This is a genomic window from Pseudoduganella violacea, from assembly GCF_014191875.1.
GTDB lineage: Bacteria > Pseudomonadota > Gammaproteobacteria > Burkholderiales > Burkholderiaceae_D > Rugamonas > Rugamonas violacea_A.
On record NZ_JACHXD010000006.1, the window covers coordinates 241,290 to 258,984 of the forward strand.

Here is a 17,695-nt window from a genome sequence, read left to right on the forward strand (position 1 = left end):
GGGCGACCATGAACAGATCATCTGCACCACTCGCGCCTAGCGCGCACCTCGACCCGTTCGCGCGCGATCATCTGCCGCCATGCGAACAGTGGCCGGAGCTGCTGTTCGACCTGCCGGAGCTGGATTACCCGCAGCGCCTGAACTGCGTGGCCGAACTATTGGACAAGGCGGTGGCCGGCGGCGGCGGCGCGCGTCCGGCCCTGTACGGCGAGCATGAGCGCTGGAGCTATGCGCAGCTGCAGGAGAAGGTGAACCGCATTGCCGCCGTGCTGCGCGGCCCGTTGGGACTGGTGCCGGGCAACCGCGTGCTGCTGCGCGGCGCCAATCATCCGCTGATGGCGGCCGCCGTGCTGGGCGTGCTGAAAGCCGGTTGCATCGCCGTACCCACGATGCCGCTGCTGCGCGCGCGCGAGCTGGGCGCGATCATGGGCAAGTCCCAGGTCAATGCCGTGCTGTGCGCCGACGGCTTGCGCGAGGAAATGGAACTGGCGCCGTCGCGGCCCGAACGCACGCTGTACTTCCATGGCGGCGCGGGCGCGGGCTCGCTGGAAGCGCTGATGGCGGACCAAGGCCCGCACTTCGAAGCTTGCGATACGGCGGCCGACGACGTCTGCCTGATCAGCTTCACCTCCGGCACCACCGGCGTGCCGAAAGGGACCATGCATTTCCACCGCGACGTGCTGGCCATCTGCGACTGCTTCCCGCGTCATACGCTGAAAGCCGACGGCTCCGACCTGTTCATCGGCACGCCGCCGCTGGCCTTTACCTTCGGCCTCGGCGGCTTGCTGCTGTTTCCCCTGCGCGTGGGCGCCGCCGCCGTGCTGCTGGAAAAGCTGACGCCGGAAACCCTGTTGCGGGCGATCGCCCAATACCGCGCCACCATCAGCTTCACCGCGCCCACCTTCTACCGCCAGATGGCGGCGCTGGCGCCGCAGCACGACTTGTCCAGCTTGCGCAAAAGCGTGTCGGCCGGCGAGGCGCTGCCGCTGGCCACGCGCGCCATCTGGAAGGAAGCCAGCGGCCTGGCCATGATCGACGGCATCGGCGCCACCGAGATGCTGCACATCTTCATCTCCGCCTCCGGCGAGGACATCCGCCCCGGCGCCACGGGCAAGCCGGTGCCGGGCTACCAGGCTTGCATACTCGATGGCGAGGGCAAGCCGGTGGGGCCGGGCGTGATCGGACGGCTGGCCGTCAAAGGGCCGACCGGTTGCCGCTATCTGGCCGACCCGCGCCAGAAAGACTATGTGCTGAACGGCTGGAACCTGACCGGCGACGCCTACGAGATGGATGCCGACGGCTATTTCATCTACCGCTCGCGCACCGACGATATGATCATTTCGGCCGGCTACAATATCGCCGGTCCCGAGGTGGAGGAGGTGCTGCTGCGCCATCCCGCCGTGGCCGAATGCGGCGTGGTCGGCAAGGCCGATGCGGAGCGCGGGCAGATCGTGGAAGCGCATGTGGTGCTGCGTTCCGGCTTCGACGCTTCGCCAGCGCTGGCGGCCAGCCTGCAGGAATTCGTCAAGGCGCAAATCGCCCCGTATAAATATCCGCGTTCGGTGCGCTTCACGGCGGCCTTGCCGCGCACGGAAACAGGAAAGCTGCAGCGCTTCAAGCTGCGCAGAGCGGAATAAGGAAACGCATGAATATCGTTTGCATAGGCGGCGGCCCGGCGGGCCTGTATTTCGGCCTGCTGATGAAAAAGCAGAACCCCGCGCACCGCATCACCGTCATCGAGCGCAACCGGCCTTACGACACTTTCGGCTGGGGCGTGGTGTTCTCCGACCAGACCCTGGGCAATCTGGTCAACGCCGACGAGCCGACGGCGCGCGCCATCCTGCAAGCCTTCAACCACTGGGACGATATCGACGTCTTCTTCAAGGGGCAGAAGGTGACCTCCGGCGGCCACGGTTTCTGCGGCATCGGCCGCAAGCGCCTGCTGAACATCCTGCAGCAGCGCTGCGAGGAGCTGGGCGTGGAATTGCTGTTCAAGACCGAGGTCGAGGACGACCAGGAAATCGCGCGCCGCTACCAGGCCGACCTGGTGATCGCCGCCGACGGCTTGAACAGCCGCATCCGCAGCCGCTACGAAGCGACCTATCAGCCGCAGATCGAAACGCGGCGCTGCCGCTTTGTGTGGCTGGGCACGAAGAAGAAGTTCGAGGCCTTCACCTTCGTCTTCAAGGAAACGCCGCACGGCTGGTTCCAGGCCCATATCTACCAGTACGACGGCGACACCTCGACCTTCATCATCGAAACGCCGGAAAGCGTATGGCGCGCGGCCGGCCTGGATCAGATGAGCCAGGAACAGGGCGTCGCCTGGTGCGAGCAGCTGTTCGCCGACCAGCTGGACGGCCATGCGCTGATGTCGAACGCGGCGCACCTGCGCGGCTCCAGCAGCTGGATCGCTTTCCCGCGCATCGTCTGCCAGCAGTGGGTGCGCTGGAACGATGGCGTGCCGGTGGTGCTGATGGGCGACGCCGCCCACACCGCGCATTTTTCGATCGGCTCCGGCACCAAGCTGGCGCTGGAGGACGCGATCGAGCTGGCGCGCTGCTTTGCCGCCGAAACGGATATCGCCGCCGCGCTGGCTGGGTACGAAAAGGCGAGGGCGGTGGAGGTGCTGAAGATCCAGAGTTCGGCGCGCAACTCGATGGAATGGTTCGAGAACGTGCAGCGCTATACCGCGCTGGAAGCGCCGCAGTTCGCCTATTCCATGCTGACGCGCAGCCAGCGCCTGTCGCACGAAAACCTGCGCCTGCGCGATGCGGCCTATGTGGCCGATTACGAAGCATGGTTTGCGCGGCGCGCGTTCGAACAGGCCGAGTTGCCGGCGCCGGCCGAGTTGCTTGAGCGGCCGGTGCCGCCCATGTTCACGCCCTACAAAGTGCGCGGCCTGGTGCTGAAAAACCGCATCGTCGTCTCGCCGATGGCGCAGTACAGCGCGGTGGACGGCACGGTGGGCGATTTCCACCTGGTGCATCTGGGCGCGCGCGCCATGGGCGGCGCGGCGCTGGTGATGGCGGAAATGACCTGCCCCTCGGCCGATGCGCGCATCACGCCCCATTGTCCCGGCATGTACACGGCGGAGCATACCGCGGCCTGGAAGCGCATCGTCGGCTATGTGCATGCGCATAGCGACGCGAAGATCGGCGTCCAGCTTGGCCACGCTGGCGCCAAAGGGTCCACCCGCGCCATGTGGGAAGGCATCGACCAGCCGCTGGGCAGCGATAACTGGCCGCTGCTCTCGGCTTCGCCGCAGCAGTACCTGGAGGGCGTGTCCCAGCTCTCGCGCGCCATGACGCTGGAAGACATGCAGCGGGTGGAGGACGATTTCGTGCGCGCCACGCTGGCGGCCGACCACGCTGGTTTCGACTGGCTGGAGCTGCATTGCGCCCACGGCTATCTGCTGTCCTCCTTCATTTCGCCGCTGACCAACCAGCGCGGCGACGAATTCGGCGGCAGCCTGGAAAACCGCTGCCGCTATCCGCTGCGCGTGTTCGCCGCCATGCGCGCCGTGTGGCCGGTGCACAAGCCGATGAGCGTGCGCATCTCGGCCCACGACTGGGTGGAAGGCGGCATCACGCCGGAAGACGCGGTGCGGATCGCGCGGCTGTTCAAGCTGGCCGGGGCCGACGTGGTCGATTGCTCGTCGGGCCAGGTCAGCAAGCAGGAGAAACCGGTCTTCGGCCGCATGTTCCAGACGCCGTTCGCCGACCGCGTGCGCAACGAGGCGGGCATTGCCGCCATGGCGGTCGGTTCCATCTTCGAAGCCGACCATGCCAACGGCATCATCGCCGCCGGCCGCGCCGATCTGTGCGCGGTGGGCCGTCCGCATCTGGCCAATCCAGCGTGGACGCTGACGGAGGCGGCGAAAATCGGCTACCGTATGGTGGCCTGGCCCAAGCAATACCTGCCCGGCAAGCAGCAGCTGGAACGCAATTTGGAACGGGAAAAACAACTGGCGGCCGCCAGCGGCGGCCTGACGCCGCAGCAGGTGGCGGCAAAATTGCTGGAGGGTTGAATGAGCAGTCCATTGAACGAAGTCAAATCCCTGGCGGGCCGGCACGCGCTGGTGACGGGTGGCGGACGCGGCATCGGCGCCGCCTGCGCCCGCGCCCTGCTGCTGCGCGGCGCCAGCGTGACCCTGGCGGGCCGCGATGGCGCCAGGCTGGAACAGGCGGCGCTGGAGCTGCACGCGTTGCTGGCCGATGAGCCGGCGCTGGCCGAGAGCTGCCGCGTCGCCATCCGCACCATGGACGTGGGCGACGAAGCCTCGGTGCGCGAAGGCTTTGCTGCTGCAGCCGAGCGTCTGGGCCGCATCGATGTCCTGGTGAACAACGCGGGCCAGGCGCATGCCGCGCCGTTCCTGAAAACCAGCGGCGAGGACTGGCGGCGCATGCTGGAGGTGAATCTCGGCGGCGTGTTCCACTGCACCCAGGCGGCCTTGCCCGCCATGCTGGAGTCGGGCTGGGGACGCATCGTGAATATCGCCTCCACCGCCGGCTTGACCGGCTACCGCTATGTGAGCGCCTATACCGCCGCCAAGCATGGCGTGGTCGGCCTGACGCGCGCCCTGGCGCTGGAAGTGGCGGCCAAGGGCGTGACGGTGAACGCGGTCTGTCCCGGCTTTACCGAAACCGATATCGTGAAGGACGCCGTCGCCAACATCATGCTGAAGACGGGACGCAGCGAGGAGCAGGCGCGCGCCGAACTGGCGGCCGGCAATCCGCAGCAACGCCTGATCCAGAGCGAGGAAGTGGCGCATGCCGTGGCCTGGCTTTGTCTTCCCGAATCGGGCGCCATGAATGGCCAAGCGCTGGCCGTCGCCGGCGGCGAAGTCATGTAAGGAAGCCCATGCCTCTCAATGACAACCCGGAGCAGGAGCGTGCCGGTGACGCGCCGGCGCCTTTGCCGGAACCGGTGCTCGATCTGGCCAGCCGCCTGACGCAGGATCACCACCAGGCGCTCAAGCTGTGGCTGCGCATGCTGTCCTGCACGGTCAAGATCGAAAACGAAATCCGCGGCCGTCTGCGCGCGCAGTTCGGCATCACCCTGCCGCGCTTCGATCTCATGGCCCAGTTGGAGCGCTATCCGCAAGGCTTGCGCATGGGCGAGCTGTCGCGCCGCATGATGGTCACGGGCGGCAATGTCACCGGCATCACCGACCAGCTGGAGCAGGAGGGGCTGGTGCAGCGCGTGGCCGATCCGAAAGACGGGCGCGCTTTCAGCGTCATGTTGACGCCGGCCGGCCGCAAGGCCTTCGCCAAGATGGCCGAGGTGCACGAAAGCTGGGTGGTCGAGCTGCTGCGGGATATTCCCGGCGACGACAAGGGCCGGCTGATCGAACTGCTCTCCGAAATGAAGGGGCATCTATATGCCCGCAATGGAAAGGACAAACCATGAAGTATCTGCAAGGCGAGCCGCACGCGCTGCCGGGCAACCACCAGCCGCTGGCCAGCTATGAGGCGCGCCATTTCCTGTTCGCGGTGGAGGCGGGCGTGGCGACGCTGACCCTGAACCGCCCCGAGCGCAAGAACCCGCTGACCTTCGATTCCTACGCCGAGCTGCGCGAGCTGTTCCGCGCGCTGGCCTATGCCGGCGATGTGAAAGCCATCGTCATCAACGGCGCGGGCGAGAATTTCTGTTCGGGCGGCGACGTGCACGAGATCATCGGCCCGCTGACCAGGCTCGACATGCCCGGCCTGCTGGCCTTCACGCGCATGACGGGCGATGTGGTGAAAGCCATGCGCGCCTGTCCGCAGCCCATCGTGGCCGCCATCGACGGCGTGTGCGCCGGCGCCGGCGCCATGCTGGCCCTGGCTTCGGACATCCGCTACGGCACGGAGCGCAGCAAGACCGCCTTCCTGTTCACGCGCGTCGGCCTGGCCGGCTGCGATATGGGCGCCTGCGCCTTGCTGCCGCGCGTGATCGGCCAGGGCCGCGCCGCCGAATTGCTGTACAGCGGCCGTTCCATGTCGGGCCTGGAAGGCGAGCGCTGGGGCTTCTTCAACAATCTGTACGCGCCGGAAGCGCTGCTGGCCGAGGCGCAGAATTTTGCGCGCAGCCTGGCGCAAGGCCCGACCTTCGCCCACGGCATGACCAAGAAGATGCTGCAGCAGGAGTGGAATATGGGCGTGGACGAAGCCATCGAGGCGGAAGCGCAGGCCCAGGCCATTTGCATGGCGACCAATGACTTCCACCGCGCCTACCACGCCTTCGTGGCGAAACAGAAACCGCGGTTCGAGGGGGATTGAGGCATGGCCGATAAAGACTATCTGGGTTGGCCTTTCTTCGAGCCGCGCCACGCCGCGCTGGAACGGGAGCTCGACGCCTGGGCCGCAGAGCAGGTGCGCGCTGCGCATGGCGCGGATGTGGACAGCGCTTGCCGCCAACTGGTGCGCCAGCTGGGCGAGGCGGGCTGGCTGCGCCATGCGGTCGGCGGCAGCGCCCATGGCGGTGCGCTGGACGCCATCGATACGCGCGCCATCTGCCTGATCCGCGAAACCCTGGCGCGCCACAACGGCCTGGCCGATTTCGCCTTCGCCATGCAGGGCCTGGGTTCGGGCGCCATCAGCCTGTTCGGCGATGCGGCGGCCCGGCAGGCCTGGCTGCCGCGCGTGGCGCGCGGCGAGGCGATTGCCGCCTTTGCGCTGTCCGAACCGCAGGCCGGTTCCGACGTCGCCGCCATGCAGTGCGCCGCCGCGCGCGAGGGCGACAGCTATGTGCTGAACGGCGAGAAGACCTGGATCTCGAACGGCGGCATCGCCGATTTCTACGTGGTGTTCGCGCGCGACGGCGCGGCCGAAGAAGCCCAGGGCACTCAGGCGCGCGGCACGCGCGGCATCAGCGCCTTCATCGTGCCGGCCGATGCGCCAGGCCTGGAAATCGCCGAACGCATCCAGGTGATCGCGCCGCATCCGTTGGCGCGCCTGCGCTTTGACAACTGCCGCATCCCGGCCGCGATGCGCCTGGGTGAGGCGGGGCAGGGCTTCAAGGTGGCGATGGCCACGCTCGACGTGTTCCGCACCTCGGTGGCGGCGGCGGCCCTGGGCTTCGCGCGCCGCGCGTTCGACGAGGCGCTGGCCCATGCGCGCCAGCGGCCCATGTTCGGCCAGACTTTGGCCGACTTCCAGCTGACCCAGGCCAAGCTGGCGCAGATGGCCACCGCCATCGACAGCGCGGCGCTGCTGACCTACCGCGCCGCCTGGCAGCGCGACCAGGGCCGCAAGGTGACGAAGGAGGCGGCCATGGCCAAGATGACGGCCACCGAAACGGCGCAGCAGGTGATCGACGCCGCCGTGCAGATGTTCGGCGGCCTGGGCGTGGTCAGCGAGCATCCCGTGGAGCGCCTGTACCGCGAAATCCGCGCGCTGCGCATTTACGAAGGCGCCACCGAAGTCCAGCAATTAATCATCGCGCGCGAGCTGCTGCGCGAGGCGGCTTAAACAAGGAACCGAGCATGCAGATACTTCAACCTCCGGGCTGGCCCCGCCCGCGCGGCTATGCCAACGGCATCGCCGCCCGCGGCAAGCAAGTCTTCGTCAGCGGCATGGTGGGCTGGGATGAGCAGGGGCGCTTCCAGACCAGCGACTTCGCCGGCCAGGTGCGTCAGGCCCTGCTGAATATCATCGCGGTACTCGCCGAAGCAGGCGCCGGGCCGGAGCATATTGTGCGCATGACCTGGTATGTGGTCGATAAAATAGAGTATGTGGCGGCGTACCGCGCAATTGGCCAGATCTACCGGGAACTGGTCGGCGCCCACTATCCCGCCATGAGCGCGATCGAAGTCAGCGCTCTTATTGAAGATCAGGCCAAGGTCGAAATCGAAGTCACGGCTGTTGTGCCGGATATGCTAAATTGCTGAAAAAACATTCACGCATGGCAAACAAAAAAAACAACATGTTATAGTTGGAAACATTTCTTGTTGTTAAAGGTGCCTATCATGCAGAAACTCTTTCCATCCACTGTCACCGCCAGCCTGCTGGCGGTTTCTCTGTTGGTTGCCAGCACCGGCGCCGCCGCCGCCACAACCCTGCTCAGTGCCAAGGAGCAGGCCCAGTTGTCCGCCTGGCTGGGCGAGGGCAGCATTGCGCTGACCAATATTTATACTAAAGCAGCAGGCCATACCGCGAAGGATTTTCATGCGGCGGTGGATGGCCGGGGGCGCACTTTTTCCGTCATGCAGGCAACGGACAGCAATGGCCAAACCTGGCTGGTGGGGGGCTACAATCCGCAGAGCTGGACTTCGTCCGGCGCCTACAATGTGACCGAGAACCAGGCTGACCGCAAGGCCTTCCTCTTCAATCTGACCAGCGGCAAGCTGCACCGTCAGACGCCGAAGGCGAATGGCCTGGATGCGGTGGGCGCCTACCAGACCTATAACGACGCGAAATATGGTCCGACGTTCGGCTGGGGACATGATCTGTATGTGCCGGATGACCTGACGCACGGCGGCTATTCCTTGATGTACTCCTACATCAATCCCTATGCGCCCGATACCAACGCCAGTTTGCTGAACGGTGCGCCGTTCAATGGGTTTAACGTCACCTACGGCGCCATTGAAGTTTATAACATTGCCGCCGTACCGGAACCTGCCGCGTATGGCATGCTGCTGCTCGGAATGGGACTGTTGGGCTGGGTGGCGCGGCGCAAGGCTTAAGTGCGGAGGGGGGGGGCGGTTTGGTCCCCCCGACTGGAATCGAACCAGTATCCCACGCTTAGGAGGCATGTGCACTATCCATTGTGCTACGGGGAGGACGCAAGGCGAGCGCAATTATAGCTGACAGATCGGCAAATGTTAGTAGCAATTGCGCGCTGCCGGTACAATGGCGGTTTCGATCATCCCCAGCCGCCCGCCGACCGCAGCAGGGCGGCGTTTCTGAATCCGCTATGGCAGTCATTTCCCTCACTTCCGCGCAACTGGCGTTCGGCCACGTCGCGCTTCTCGATCACGCCGAGTTCTCCCTCGAGAGCGGCGAGCGCGTCGGCCTGATCGGCCGCAACGGCACCGGCAAATCCTCGCTGCTGAAAATCATTTCGGGCCGCGTCAAGCTGGACGATGGCCTCCTGGTCATGCAGCAGGGCGTGACGATCGCCTATGTCGAGCAGGAACCCGTGTTCGAGCCGGAGATGACGGTGTTTGAAGCCGTCGCCTCCGGCCTGGGCGAGTTGCCGGCGCTGCGCAAGGAATACGATGCGCTGACCAGCCAGTTCGGCCAGGGCGACGACGAGGCCCTGATGGAGCGCATGCACGAGATCCAGCTGCAGCTCGACGCGGCCGACGCCTGGAATCTGGGCAACAAGGTCGAACAGACCCTGGACCGCCTGAATCTGGGACCCGCGGCGCAGATGAAAACCCTGTCGGGCGGCATGCAAAAGCGCGTGGCGCTGGCGCGCGCCCTGGTGGCGGCGCCCGACGTGCTGCTGCTCGACGAGCCGACCAACCACCTCGACTTCAGCTCCATCCTGTGGCTCGAAGGCTTGCTGCGCGATTTCAAGGGCAGCGTGCTGTTCATCACCCACGACCGCTCCTTCCTCGACAATGTGGCCACCCGCATCATCGAGCTCGACCGCGGCCGTCTGCTGTCCTATCCGGGCAACTTCAGCACCTACCAGACGCGCAAGGCCGAGCAACTGGCCATCGAGGAAATCGAGAACGCCAAGTTCGACAAATTCCTGGCCCAGGAAGAAGTCTGGATCCGCAAGGGCGTGCAGGCGCGCCGCACGCGCGACGAGGGCCGGGTGCGCCGTCTGGAGCGCTTGCGCGACCAGCGCGCCGCGCGCCGCGAACAGCAGGGCCAGGTGCGGCTGGAAGTGTCCTCGGGCGAGCGCTCGGGCAAGATCGTGGCCGAGCTGGACACCGTCAGCAAGGCGTATGGCGCGAAAACCATCGTGCGCGACTTCAGCGCCACCATCCTGCGCGGCGACAAGGTCGGCCTGATCGGCGCCAATGGCGCCGGCAAGACCACCTTGCTCAAGCTGATCCTGGGCGAGGAGGCGGCCGATGCCGGCACCATCCGCCAGGGCACCAAACTGCAGGTCGCGTATTTCGACCAGATGCGTAGCCAGCTCAACGAGGAAGCCAGCCTGGCCGACACGATTGCGCCGGGCAGCGACTGGGTCGAGATCAATGGCCAGCGCAAGCATGTGATGAGCTATCTGGGCGACTTCCTGTTCGCGCCCGAACGCGCCCGGTCGCCGGTGCGCACCCTGTCGGGCGGCGAGCGCAACCGACTGTTGCTGGCGCGCCTGTTCGCCAAGCCGGCCAATGTGCTGGTGCTCGACGAGCCGACCAATGACCTCGACATCGATACGCTGGAGCTGCTCGAAGAGCTGCTCGAAGATTACCAGGGTACGGTCTTCCTGGTCAGCCACGACCGTATGTTCCTCGACAATGTCGTGACCCAGGTCATCGTGGCCGAAGGCGAGGGCGCCTGGCGCGAATACATCGGCGGCTATAGCGACTGGGAGCGCGTGCGCGCCGTGGCGCCGGCCGCGTCCGCCAAGGCGGAGGCCAAGGCGGAGCAGAAGCCGGCCAAGGCGGCAGCGGCGCCGCTTGCTGCGCCTGCAGCAAAGGCGAAAAAGCTCAGCTTCAAGGAACAGCGCGAGCTGGACGAATTGCCGCAGCTGATCGCCAAGCTCGAAGACGAGCAGAGCGCGCTGAATATCGCCCTGTCCGATCCCGACTTCTACAAGAAGACGCCGGCCGAAGCGAAGCGCTTGAACAGCCGCATCGCCGAGATCGAAGCGGAGTTGCTGGCGGCCCTGGAGCGCTGGGAGGCCATCGAATCGCGTCAATGAGTTAGCTGATGAGATGAAAGATTTCTTTTCTACATCATTCGTGCGCTGCACCAGCGCATAATATTGTAATATCTGCAAACTCCGCAACGGAACCGCAGATATCGCATGAAAACCCAGCAGTCAGACCCTACCCGGCCGGCCGCCGCGCAGCCAGCCGGGCCGGACAGCGCGCCCGCGCGGCAGCCGGCGCTGGTCCGCATTCTTCCCTTTGCCGCGTACATGGCCTGCATCGCCATCGCCGACCTGCTCGACCGTTTTGGCCTGGCGGCGGCGGAACTGCGCTGGCTGTATGCAGTCAAAATCGGCGTCGTGCTGGCGCTGCTGTTCGCTTGCCGCCGCCATTACCGCGAGCTGGCGTGGCAGCCGCTGGGCGCGCGCGGCTGGCTGGCGGCCGTGGCCAGCGGCTTGCTGGTGCTGCTGCTGTGGGTCCATCTGGATGCGGCGTGGATGCAGATCGGCACGCCGGCCGGCTTCGACCCGCGCGGCGCCGGCGGCCAGATCGACTGGCCGCTGGCCTTGGTGCGCATTGCCGGCGCGGCCCTGGTGGTGCCGCTGATGGAAGAGTTGTTCTGGCGCTCCTTCCTGCTGCGCTGGCTGGAGCGGGCCGATTTCCTGAAAGTGAACCCCGCGCACGTAAAATTTAAAGCTTTTATTGTCACGGTGATATTATTCGGCCTCGAACACCATTTGTGGTTCGCCGGCATGGTGGCTGGCGCCGCCTATGGCCTCGTATACATGCGCAGCCAGAACCTGTGGTCGCCCATCATTGCCCATGCCGTCACCAATGGCGGCCTGGGGGTTTGGGTATTGATGACGGGTAATTGGTCTTTCTGGTAAGCGGCAAGCATCTACTCAATAGAAAAAATATGACACTTTCTTCAACCATGAGCAAGCGCCGCGGCGCGCTGCGTGTGCTGCCGCTGGCCCTGCTGGCCGCGCTGGCCGCGCTGGCGCAGGGGGCGGCGCACGCGGCCATCAGCGACACCCTCCACCCCTTTGTCTCCCTGGGTTATACCCATGACGACAATCTGCTGCGCCTGCCGGATGGCGTGCCGGGCCTGAAGGGGCCGCGCGGCGACAATATGCGCCAGGTGCAGGCCGGCTTGCTGCTGGAGCGGCCGATCGGACGGCAAAAGCTGACGGCTTCCGCTAAAGTTTCACGCGTAACTTTCGATCACTACGATCAACTCGATTATAATGGCAAGGATTTTTCCGCCGACCTGGCTTGGCAGCTAGGCAACCATCTGGATGGTCATATCGGGACGACCTATAACCAGACCCTGACCCCGTTCACGGATTACCACACCGACGAGCGCAATCTGCGCACGCAGCGGCGGCATTACGTGGATGGCGGCTGGCGCTTTCATCCGAGCTGGCGTTTGCGCGCCGGTTTCAGCCGCTACAAGTACAACTATGATCTGCGGGCGCAAAGCGTGAATGACCGCACCGAGGATCTGGCCGAGGCCGGCATCGATTACCTGGCGCCCAGCGGCAGCCGCATCGGCCTGGTGGCGCGCAAGCTCAAGGGGAAATACCAGAATCCCCGGCTGCTGAACGGCCGGCCGGCCTTCGGCACCAGCTGGGACCAGGATGAAATCAAGGCCAATGTGTACTGGCTGGCCAGTGGCGTGACCCAGGTGACGCTGCTGGCGGGCTGGGCGCGCCGCAACTATGACTTCTTCCCGCAGCGCGAATCGAGCGGGTTGAACGGCCGGGTCCGGGTCGACTGGCGCCCGCTGGGCAAGCTGCGCTTCGCGGCCCAGGGCTGGCGCGAGTTCGCGGCGGTCGAAAGCGCCTTTTTCAGCAATAGCTTGAACCGTGGCGGCAGCCTGGAGGGCACCTGGGATATATCGGCCAAGCTGCAAGCGACGGCCTCGACCCGGCGCGACCGGCGCCGTTTCGAAACCCTGGGCGGGGTGGCCTTGCCCACCGGGGATAGCGGCGATGCGATCCGCTATAACGCGCTGGGTCTGATGTATGCGCCCCAGCCTTCGGTCCAGATCGGCGTGAATGCCTTCCAGGAACGCCGGACCGGCAATGCTTTGGTAGGTACGGGTTCGTTTAAGGCGAATGGTGTGTCGGTAACGGCCAGCGCACAGTTTTAATGGCATTAAGTAAAAAATGACGGTTAACGATATTCCTCTGATTTCCTTCTTCCAGCGCGTGCTGGATCCGCTGATCATTATGGGCACGCTGTATGTGGCCGCGATGCTGTTCGGCGAACCCTTTACCGGCTACTCGCTGGTGCTGATGATCCTGGCCTTCTTCATCTCGTCGGCGGTATACCAGCATGTCGACCCCTACCGCACCTGGCGCAGCGGCCGCATGCTGGCGTATTCGCGCGATATGTTCGTGGGCTGGATCGTGACGGCCCTGATCCTGGTCTTCCTCGGTTCGGTCAGCGGCCTGGCTTACCACTACGACGAGGACGTGGTGCTGGCCTGGTTCGTCGCCACCCCCTTCGTGCTGCTGTTTAGCCACCTGGCGGCGCGCAAGCTCGGTTCCGACCCGGCCGAGCCGAGCGAGGTGCGTTCCGTGCTGATCATCGGCGCCAACGACGTCGGCCTGAAATTCGCGCGCACCATCGAGCGCCACCCGAACCTGTTCATGCAGGTCAAGGGCTTCTTCGACGACCGCACGGAAGACCGCCATCCGGCCGAACTGAAGCATCCGATGCTGGGCAAGATGGCCGACGTGGCCGCCTATGTGCGCGAAAACAATGTGAAGATGATCTTTATCAGCACGCCGATCTCGGCCCAGCCGCGCATCCGCAAGCTGCTCGACGATTTGCAGGACACCACGGCCTCGGTCTACTTCCTGCCCGATATCTATGTGTTCGACCTGATGCAGGCGCGTTTCGACAATGTCGGCGGCATGCCCGTGATCGCCATCTGCGAAACCCCGTTCACCGGCTTTAACAGCATGGTCAAGCGCGCCAGCGACATCGTGCTGGCGGCCCTGATCCAGCTGCTCCTGCTGCCGATCATGGCGGTGATCGCGCTGGCCGTGAAGCTCAGCTCGCCCGGCCCCATCATCTTCCGCCAGCGCCGCTACGGCCTGTACGGCGAGCAGATCATCGTCTACAAATTCCGCTCGATGACGGTGGCCGAGGATGGCGCGAAAGTGGTGCAGGCGACCAAGAACGACCAGCGCGTGACGCGCGTCGGCGCCTTCCTGCGCAAGACTTCGCTCGACGAGCTGCCGCAGTTCATCAATGTGCTGCAAGGCCGCATGAGCATCGTCGGGCCGCGCCCGCACGCGGTGGCGCACAATGAGCAGTACCGCAAGCTGATCAAGGGCTATATGCTGCGCCACAAGGTCAAGCCGGGCATCACCGGCTGGGCCCAGGTCAATGGCCTGCGCGGCGAAACCGAGACGCTCGACAAGATGGAAGCGCGCATCCGCTTCGACCTGGACTATTTGCGCAACTGGTCGCTGTGGCTGGACTTGTGGATTGTCATGAAAACCGTGAAAGTGGTGCTGGACCGCGAAAACGCCCACTAATTCCCCTTTATTAACAATAATTTAAGCCGGATCAGCAGGCAGCAGTGTATAGTCGCGCACTGTTGACTCGGCGTTGTATTTTTGTCTCGCTTGTGATATTTTTGCAAATATTTTTGGTGCGTACTTTCCTGGCACGGTGCAGGGGCGCAATCAATCCTGGAGGAATAAATTGACTATGATTAAAACAAACAGGAAAGTGCTGTGCACCGCGCTGGTGCTGGTGCTGGCGGCCGGCCTGAGCGCCTGCGGCAGCAAGGAAAAGAAGGCGGGCCAAGCCCTGGCCAGCGTCAATGGCGAAGAAATCACCGTGCTGCAGCTGAATGAAGAACTGCAGCGCGCCGGCGTGCAGGCAGCCCAGCAGGAAGAGGCCAGCAAGCAATTGCTGGAAGCGCTGATCGACCGCCAGCTGCTGCAGAACGAGGCGCAGAAGGAAAAGATCGACCGCGACCCGAAAGTGCAGCAAGCCATCGAACGCGCCAAGGCCCTGATCGTGGCCCAGGCGTATATGCAAAAGCGGGTCGGCAATATCGCCCGTCCCACCAAGGAGGAGGTGGAAGCCTACTTCAAGCAGCATCCGGAATTCTTTGCCAACCGCAAGGCCTTCGATCTGCGCCAACTGGTGATCGCCAGCGAAGACATGAACGACGAGCTGAAGGCGGCCATGGACCAGGCCAAGTCGCTGGACGAGGTGGCGGCGTGGATGGACGGCCACAAGGTCAAGTACGCGCGCGCCCAGGTGGTGCGCAGCAGCGCCGACCTGCCGCCTGAACTGAGCGGCAAGCTGCTGGCCATGCCGAAGGGCCAGCTGTTCATCATCCGCGAAGGCGCGCGCACCATGCTGATGGCGATCGCCGACACCAAGGAGGCGCCGGTGACGCTGGACGTGGCTTCGCAGCAGATCGAACAATTCCTGTTCAATAAGAAGAACAAGGAAGCGGCCGACGCCGAAGTGAAGCGTCTGCGCACCAGCGCCAAGATCGAGTATCTGGGCAAGCAGAAAGCGCCGGCCGCGGCGCCGGCTGCGCCGCTGGCTGCACCGGCGGCCGCCGAAGGCGCGGCCGCGGCCGACCCGCTGGGCAGTTCCGCCGAGCGCGGCGTGGCAGGACTGAAATAAGCGCCGGCAGGCGCGGCGAATTCATAAATAGATAGGACAAAAAATGAAACGATTGATGATGTGGATGACGGCGCTGCTGCTGTCGCTGGCCGCCGGTGTGGCGGGCGCGGCCGACAGCCCGCTGGGGCCGGGCGACGTGCTCAAGATTTCCGTGTACGGCAGTCCCGACCTGGGCCTGGAAACCAAGGTCACGGAAAGCGGCCAGATCACCTTCCCGCTGCTGGGCCAGGTGGACGTGGGCGGCCTGAGCGTGGCCGCGGCCGAGAAGAAAATCGGCGGCCTGCTCGAAGGCGGCGGTTATATCCGCAAGGCCCAGGTCAATATCCTGGTGACGGCCCTGCAGAGCGCGCAGATTTCGGTGCTGGGCCAGGTGAACCGTCCCGGCCGCTATCCGCTCGACGGCAAGCGCAGCATCATGGAAATGCTGGCCCTGGCCGGCGGCCTGGGCGCGGAAGGCGGCGACAGCGTGACCTTGATCCGCAAGCGCAACGGTGCGACCACCAAGGAAAGCGTGGACATCGTGGAAATGGTGCGCAATGGCGACCTGAACCGTGACCTGGAACTGGGCGCCAACGACGTCATCTACGTCGAGCGTGCGCCGCGCTTCTATATCTATGGCGAAGTGCAGCGTCCCGGCGCCTTCCGTCTGGAACGCGCCATGACCGTGCTGCAAGCCCTGTCCGTGGGCGGCGGCCTGACCCCGCGCGGCACCGAGCGCGGCATGCGCATCAAGCGCCGCGACGCCAGCGGCAAGCTGCAGATCATCGACGCCAAGCACGACGATGTGCTGCAGATGGATGACGTGGTGTACGTCAAAGAAAGCTGGTTCTGACCACCGCGCCATTTTGAAGAGAGCATGACATGAACTTTTCCCAACTTTTGCTGATCCTGCGCGCGCGCAAGATCATTCTGATCACGACCTTGCTGGTGGTGGTGTTTGCCACCGCCGTGGTCAGCGCCCTGCTGCCCAAGACGTATAAGGCGACCAGCTCGCTGCTGCTGAATTACAAGGGCATCGACCCGTTGACCGGTCTGACCATGCCGGGCCAATTGTTGCCCGGCTATATGGCGACCCAGATCGACATCATTTCCAGCAAAAACGTCGCGCTGCGCGTGGTCGACCAGCTCAAACTGGCGGAAAGCCCGGCCGTCGTGGCCCAGTTCAATGAGGCGACCAAGGGCCGCGGCAATGTGCGCGACTGGCTGGCCGACCTGCTGCTGAAAAAGCTTGAGATCGAACCGTCGCGCGAAAGCTCGGTCATCAATCTGAGTTTTAACGGCAGCGACCCGCAGTTCGTGGCCGCCATCGCCAACGCCTTCGCCGAGGAATACCAGCGCGCCAGCATCCAGCTCAAGGTCGAGCCGATCAAGAAAGCCTCGGCCTATTTCAACGAGCAGACCAAGCTGCTGCGCGACAACCTGGAAGCGGCGCAGAGCCGGCTCTCCAAATACCAGCAGGAGCATGGCATCGTCAGCGTCGACAACCGCCTGGACGTGGAGAGCACGCGCCTGAACGATCTGTCGGTGCAGCTGGTGGCGGCCCAGGGCCAGGCCGTGGAAGCGCAGTCGCGCCAAAGCATGGCCAAGGGCCAGCGCTCGGCCGAATCGCCGGACGTGGCGACCAATCCCCTGATCCAGAACTTGAAGATCAGCCTGGGCACGACCGAATCCAAGCTGGCCGAAGTGGGCCAGCGCCTGGGCCGCAACCACCCGCAATACCTGTCGGCCCAGGCCGAAGTGGACAAGCTGCGCAGCGAGCTGCGCGAGCAGATGCAGGTGACCTCGAACAGCGTGGGCAATAACGCCCAGATCCTGTCCGAGCGCGAAGGCGCGATCCGCGCCGCGCTGGCGGCGCAAAAAGCCAAGGTGCTGGAACTGAACCGTACCCGCGACGAGATGAATGTGCTGCTCAAGGATGTGGAAAGCGCCCAGCGCGCCTTCGACAACGCCTCGCAGCGCTTCTCGCAGACCAAGATCGAGGGCCAGGCCGACCAGTCCGACATCGCCGTGCTGAATCCGGCCGTGGCGCCGCTGTCGCCGTCCGGCCCGCGCGTGATGATGAACACCCTGCTGGCCCTGTTCCTGGGCACTTTGCTGGGCATGGGTTTCAGCCTGCTGGCCGAGATGTTCGACCGCCGCGTGCGTTCGGAAGCGGATATGAGCGAGATGCTCGGCATTCCCGTGCTCGGCACGGTGGCGTGGAAAGCGCCAGCCCATCCGCGCTACCGCCTTATCAATTCCCTTTTGCCGCGCCAGCTGCGCTTGAACTAA

General features: G+C 64.8%; 15 protein-coding genes and 1 tRNA gene. 15 read left to right on the forward strand and 1 reads right to left on the reverse strand.

The genetic code is table 11. From position 1 onward, the window contains the following. The first annotated feature begins 8 nt into the window (after nt 1-8). Genes FHS03_RS13085 through FHS03_RS13120 form a run of 8 tightly spaced genes read left to right on the forward strand, consistent with a single transcriptional unit; the run spans nt 9 to nt 8,665 of the window. The gene (locus FHS03_RS13085; RefSeq protein WP_183441401.1) at nt 9-1,637 is read left to right on the forward strand and encodes an AMP-binding protein; all 1,629 of its coding nucleotides are present in this window, start codon (nt 9-11) and stop codon (nt 1,635-1,637) included. An 8-nt stretch (nt 1,638-1,645) separates the two neighbouring features. Continuing rightward, nucleotides 1,646-4,027: a bifunctional salicylyl-CoA 5-hydroxylase/oxidoreductase gene (locus FHS03_RS13090; RefSeq protein WP_183441402.1), complete on the forward strand. Its 2,382-nt coding sequence runs from the start codon at nt 1,646-1,648 to the stop codon at nt 4,025-4,027. Next, nucleotides 4,028-4,852 (forward strand): SDR family NAD(P)-dependent oxidoreductase, encoded by an 825-nt coding sequence (locus tag FHS03_RS13095; protein WP_183441403.1) that lies wholly within the window; start codon nt 4,028-4,030, stop codon nt 4,850-4,852. Between the two features lie 8 nt (nt 4,853-4,860). Further along, nucleotides 4,861-5,409, forward strand: coding sequence for a MarR family winged helix-turn-helix transcriptional regulator (locus tag FHS03_RS13100; RefSeq protein ID WP_183441404.1), 549 nt, complete (start codon nt 4,861-4,863; stop codon nt 5,407-5,409). After that, complete coding sequence (locus FHS03_RS13105) at nt 5,406-6,260, forward strand: enoyl-CoA hydratase family protein (protein WP_183441405.1); 855 nt, start codon at nt 5,406-5,408, stop codon at nt 6,258-6,260. The genes FHS03_RS13100 and FHS03_RS13105 overlap by 4 nt, the downstream gene beginning before the upstream one ends. Before the next feature lie 3 nt (nt 6,261-6,263). Next, nucleotides 6,264-7,451, forward strand: coding sequence for an acyl-CoA dehydrogenase family protein (locus FHS03_RS13110; RefSeq protein ID WP_183441406.1), 1,188 nt, complete (start codon nt 6,264-6,266; stop codon nt 7,449-7,451). A 14-nt stretch (nt 7,452-7,465) separates the two neighbouring features. Next, nucleotides 7,466-7,870: a RidA family protein gene (locus FHS03_RS13115; protein WP_183441407.1), complete on the forward strand. Its 405-nt coding sequence runs from the start codon at nt 7,466-7,468 to the stop codon at nt 7,868-7,870. Nucleotides 7,871-7,927: 57 nt separating this feature from the next. Then, nucleotides 7,928-8,665: a PEP_CTERM-anchored TLD domain-containing protein gene (locus FHS03_RS13120; RefSeq protein WP_229426193.1), complete on the forward strand. Its 738-nt coding sequence runs from the start codon at nt 7,928-7,930 to the stop codon at nt 8,663-8,665. Between the two features lie 21 nt (nt 8,666-8,686). Here the strand turns inward: FHS03_RS13120 and FHS03_RS13125 are convergent. Then, a tRNA-Arg gene (locus FHS03_RS13125) sits at nt 8,687-8,761 on the reverse strand. A 134-nt stretch (nt 8,762-8,895) separates the two neighbouring features. Between FHS03_RS13125 and FHS03_RS13130 the strand changes: the two genes are divergently transcribed. From FHS03_RS13130 to epsF, 7 genes are all read left to right on the forward strand, one after another. Then, nucleotides 8,896-10,806: an ATP-binding cassette domain-containing protein gene (locus FHS03_RS13130; protein WP_183441408.1), complete on the forward strand. Its 1,911-nt coding sequence runs from the start codon at nt 8,896-8,898 to the stop codon at nt 10,804-10,806. A gap of 105 nt (nt 10,807-10,911) precedes the next feature. Then, complete coding sequence (locus tag FHS03_RS13135; protein WP_183441409.1) at nt 10,912-11,643, forward strand: CAAX prenyl protease-related protein; 732 nt, start codon at nt 10,912-10,914, stop codon at nt 11,641-11,643. A 29-nt stretch (nt 11,644-11,672) separates the two neighbouring features. Then, nucleotides 11,673-12,911, forward strand: a complete 1,239-nt coding sequence (gene epsL, locus FHS03_RS13140) for an XrtB/PEP-CTERM-associated polysaccharide biosynthesis outer membrane protein EpsL (protein WP_229426194.1) — start codon at nt 11,673-11,675, stop codon at nt 12,909-12,911. A gap of 16 nt (nt 12,912-12,927) precedes the next feature. Continuing rightward, complete coding sequence (locus FHS03_RS13145) at nt 12,928-14,310, forward strand: undecaprenyl-phosphate glucose phosphotransferase (protein ID WP_050408907.1); 1,383 nt, start codon at nt 12,928-12,930, stop codon at nt 14,308-14,310. Nucleotides 14,311-14,485: 175 nt separating this feature from the next. Continuing rightward, complete coding sequence (locus FHS03_RS13150; RefSeq protein WP_183441410.1) at nt 14,486-15,424, forward strand: EpsD family peptidyl-prolyl cis-trans isomerase; 939 nt, start codon at nt 14,486-14,488, stop codon at nt 15,422-15,424. A 43-nt stretch (nt 15,425-15,467) separates the two neighbouring features. After that, entirely contained in the window at nt 15,468-16,256 is a 789-nt protein-coding gene (epsE, locus tag FHS03_RS13155) for a polysaccharide export protein EpsE (protein ID WP_183441411.1), read from the forward strand. Between the two features lie 29 nt (nt 16,257-16,285). After that, nucleotides 16,286-17,695 (forward strand): chain length determinant protein EpsF, encoded by a 1,410-nt coding sequence (gene epsF / locus FHS03_RS13160; protein WP_183441412.1) that lies wholly within the window; start codon nt 16,286-16,288, stop codon nt 17,693-17,695.